At 59.5% G+C, this 3,476-nt stretch carries 3 protein-coding genes and 1 pseudogene; all 4 read left to right on the top strand.

Going from position 1 to position 3,476, the window contains the following annotated elements; translation table 11 throughout:
* Positions 1-81: 81 nt before the first annotated feature.
* A complete protein-coding gene (gene argJ / locus PSTU_RS0114630; RefSeq protein WP_019341774.1) occupies positions 82-1,299 on the top strand; it encodes a bifunctional glutamate N-acetyltransferase/amino-acid acetyltransferase ArgJ in 1,218 nt (405 codons plus the stop codon).
* Positions 1,300-1,377: 78 nt separating this feature from the next.
* Positions 1,378-2,316 carry a Nudix family hydrolase gene (locus PSTU_RS0114625; protein WP_019341773.1) on the top strand — a complete coding sequence of 313 codons (939 nt, stop codon included), beginning with the start codon at positions 1,378-1,380 and terminating at the stop codon, positions 2,314-2,316.
* A gap of 191 nt (positions 2,317-2,507) precedes the next feature.
* A complete protein-coding gene (gene ahpC / locus PSTU_RS0114620) occupies positions 2,508-3,071 on the top strand; it encodes an alkyl hydroperoxide reductase subunit C (protein ID WP_019341772.1) in 564 nt (187 codons plus the stop codon).
* 140 nt (positions 3,072-3,211) lie between these two features.
* A pseudogene (locus PSTU_RS20865) lies at positions 3,212-3,476 on the top strand (alkyl hydroperoxide reductase subunit F); the annotation flags it as partial.

Below are 3,476 nucleotides of genomic sequence, written 5' to 3'. Positions count from 1 at the left end.
CCGGCTCTAGCCGCTCGCGGCGTTTTTCTCCCTGATTTTCGGTGGCCGAAGGCCATCCATCCTTCCAAAAGGAGCGCATCAATGGCTGTCGGTCTTGGTCCCCTACCTACACTGCACCCGGTTCCCGGATTCGAGCTCGGTATCGCTTCGGCGGGTATCAAGCGGCCAGGGCGCAAGGACGTCGTAGTGATGCGTTGCGCTGAAGGCTCAACGGTCGCTGGCGTGTTCACCCTCAATGCGTTTTGCGCCGCGCCGGTGATTCTTGCTAAGCAGCGCGCTCAGGGAGCGGTACGTTACCTGCTGACCAACACTGGAAACGCTAACGCCGGCACGGGTGAGCCCGGGATGCAGGCTGCCATCCGCAGCTGTGCCAGTCTGGCCGCATTGGCCGGGGTCGACGCCGATGCCATCCTGCCGTTTTCGACCGGCGTTATCGGTGAGTTGCTGCCAACTGAGAAGATCGAGGCGGCGCTTCCCGACGCACTGGCCGACTTGGATGAAAATCATTGGGCCGAAGCCGCAACCGGCATCATGACCACCGATACGCTGCCCAAGGGTGCGAGCCGTCAGTTCGAGCACAACGGCGTGACGGTTACCGTCACTGGCATTTCCAAGGGCGCCGGAATGATCCGTCCCAACATGGCGACCATGCTGGGTTACATCGCCACCGATGCGAAAGTCGCTCAGCCGGTTTTGCAAGATTTGCTGAGGGATGCGGCCAACAAGTCGTTCAATCGCATCACCATCGATGGGGATACCTCGACCAACGACTGCTGCATGCTGATCGCCACCGGCAAGGCTGCCGTTGCTGAGATCACTGAAGCTGCGGGCGAGCTGTTTGCCAAGCTCAAGCAGGCGGTCTTCGAGGTCAGCATGGAAGTGGCTCAATCCATCGTTCGTGACGGCGAAGGCGCGACCAAGTTCGTCACCGTTCAGGTCAACGGAGGGCGCAATCATCAAGAGTGTCTCGATGTGGGCTATGCCGTCGCGCATTCGCCACTGATCAAGACGGCGCTGTTTGCCTCTGATCCCAACTGGGGCCGTATCCTGGCGGCAGTCGGTCGTGCAGGCGTTCCCGAACTGGACGTGAGCAAGATCGATGTCTACCTGGGCGCCGTGTGCATCGCCAGCCAGGGCGGACGTTCGCCGAACTACACGGAAGAGCAGGGCGCCGCGGTGATGGCCGAGGCGGAAATCGAGATTCGTATCGAGCTTGGTCGCGGTGATTGCAGCGAAACGATCTGGACCACCGACCTCTCTCATGAGTATGTGCGGATTAATGCCGAATACCGCACCTGATCCCTTGGCTGTGACCAAGTTGAACAAACTCCTCCGACAGGTCCCGGAGACGCCCGGACGTCCGCTTGGTGCCGAAACATGAAACGCCTCCACGTCGCCGCTGGCGTGATCCGTGGCTGCGATGGCCATGTGTTGATTGCCAAGCGTTCCATGGACAAGCATCAGGGCGGTCTCTGGGAGTTTCCGGGCGGTAAGGTGGAAGAGGGCGAGACTGCCGAGGGCGCACTTGCTCGGGAGCTGGCCGAGGAGCTGGGTATTGCCGTGACTGCCGCGAGACCGCTGATTCAGGTACGTCACGACTATCCGGATAAACAGGTGCTGCTCGATGTATGGGAAGTGCTTGAGTTTGACGGGGAGCCGCACGGCGCTGAAGGCCAACCGTTGGCTTGGGAGCCGGCGGAGAACCTGCACCGTTATGAATTTCCGGCGGCGAACCGGCCGATAATAACTGCGGCTCGCCTGCCGAAGTCGTACCTGATCACCCCGGATAACGCGACATCACAGGAAGTGCTTTGCGGTGTGGCTTGCGCACTGGATGCAGGCATTCGACTGTTGCAGCTACGCTGCCCCTCTTTGCCGGATGCTCAGTATCGCGCGCTGGCGACAGAAGTCCTGAAGCTCTGTGCCGGGCGTGCGCAGGTCATGCTTAAAGGGCCCCTGGAGTGGGCGCAGGATTTTCCGGATGCCGGTTGGCATTTGACGGCCTCGCAACTGCGCAAGCACGCCGGCACGGGTCGATCGATTGAGTCGGGTCGTTGGCTCGCCGCGTCGTGTCACGATATGGCCGAGTTGGATCTTGCGAACCAAATGGGGGTTGATTTCATTGTTCTCTCGCCGATACTTGCTACCGCCTCGCACCCCGAAGCGAGACCCATGGGGTGGCAGCGCGCCGCCGATATGCTGCTAGGCTTTGCTCAGCCCGCTTATTTGCTGGGCGGCCTTGGTCCGAGCGATGTGATGAGGGCTGCGCAGATTGGCGCACAGGGCGTTGCAGGCATTCGGGCGTTCTGGCCGTAGCGGCTGCCGGGCTTATGTCAGGCCGTACATTCGAATTGTAGCGACCAACAGGTGTCATAGTTGCCGTCGAGACTGGGGATGCATTGATAGGCGCAGCCTATTGCTGCTATTTCCTCAATCAATTAACCGTATCTGGTTTCGTGCGCTATCTTAGGCGCCGTTAAATTCTGAATCCCAAAAGGAGTTAGTAGATGTCTCTGATCAACACCCAAGTCCAGCCATTCAAAGTTAACGCTTTCCACAATGGCAAGTTTATCGAAGTCACCGAAGAGTCCCTCAAGGGCAAGTGGTCGGTACTGATCTTCATGCCGGCAGCCTTCACCTTCAACTGCCCGACCGAGATCGAAGACGCTGCCAACAGCTACGCTGAGTTCCAGAAGGCCGGTACCGAGGTGTACATCGTCACCACCGATACCCACTTCTCGCACAAGGTTTGGCACGAAACCTCGCCAGCCGTCGGCAAGGCTCAGTTCCCGCTGATCGGTGATCCGACTCACCAGCTGACCAACGCGTTCGGCGTCCACATCGCTGAAGAAGGTCTGGCGCTGCGCGGTACCTTCATCATCAACCCGGAAGGCCAGATCAAGACTCTGGAAATCCACTCCAACGAAATCGCACGTGACGTCGGCGAAACCCTGCGCAAGCTGAAAGCTGCTCAGTACACTGCCGCGCATCCGGGCGAAGTCTGCCCTGCGAAGTGGAAAGAAGGCGAGAAGACCCTGGCTCCTTCGCTGGACCTGGTCGGCAAGATCTAAACGGTCGACGAGCGCTGCGCATGGGCGCAGCGCCTCAGTACCGTTCTCGGGCAGAGTATTGCCCCGAGACACTAAACGCCTGGGCGCGAACCGTCCGGGCGTTTTATTAACCGAATTCTGCAAGTTGGGAGTCGCTGCTCATGTTGGACACCAATCTCAAAGCGCAACTGAAAACCTACCTGGACAAGGTCACCCAGCCGTTCGAGATCGTCGCGTCCCTCGATGACCGCGAAAAATCCCAGGAAATGCTCGAGCTGCTGGAAGAAATCACCAGCCTGAGCGACAAGATCACCCTACGTACCGACGGCAAGGATGTGCGCAGGCCTTGTTTCGCACTCAACCGCATCGGTGGCGACATCAGCCTGCGTTTCGCCGGCATCCCGATGGGGCACGAATTCACCTCGC

Source organism: Stutzerimonas stutzeri SDM-LAC (assembly GCF_000235745.1).
GTDB lineage: Bacteria > Pseudomonadota > Gammaproteobacteria > Pseudomonadales > Pseudomonadaceae > Stutzerimonas > Stutzerimonas stutzeri_H.
Note: the sequence above shows the minus strand (reverse complement) of the source record. Positions and strands in the feature narration are given on the sequence as shown.

Bases quoted from the DNA above. Each gene is read 5' to 3' on its own strand.
- argJ (WP_019341774.1), top strand. From the start codon at position 82: ATGGCTGTCGGTCTTGGTCCCCTACCTACACTGCACCCGGTTCCCGGA.
- ahpC (WP_019341772.1), top strand. From the start codon at position 2,508: ATGTCTCTGATCAACACCCAAGTCCAGCCATTCAAAGTTAACGCTTTC.
- PSTU_RS0114625 (WP_019341773.1), top strand. From the start codon at position 1,378: ATGAAACGCCTCCACGTCGCCGCTGGCGTGATCCGTGGCTGCGATGGC.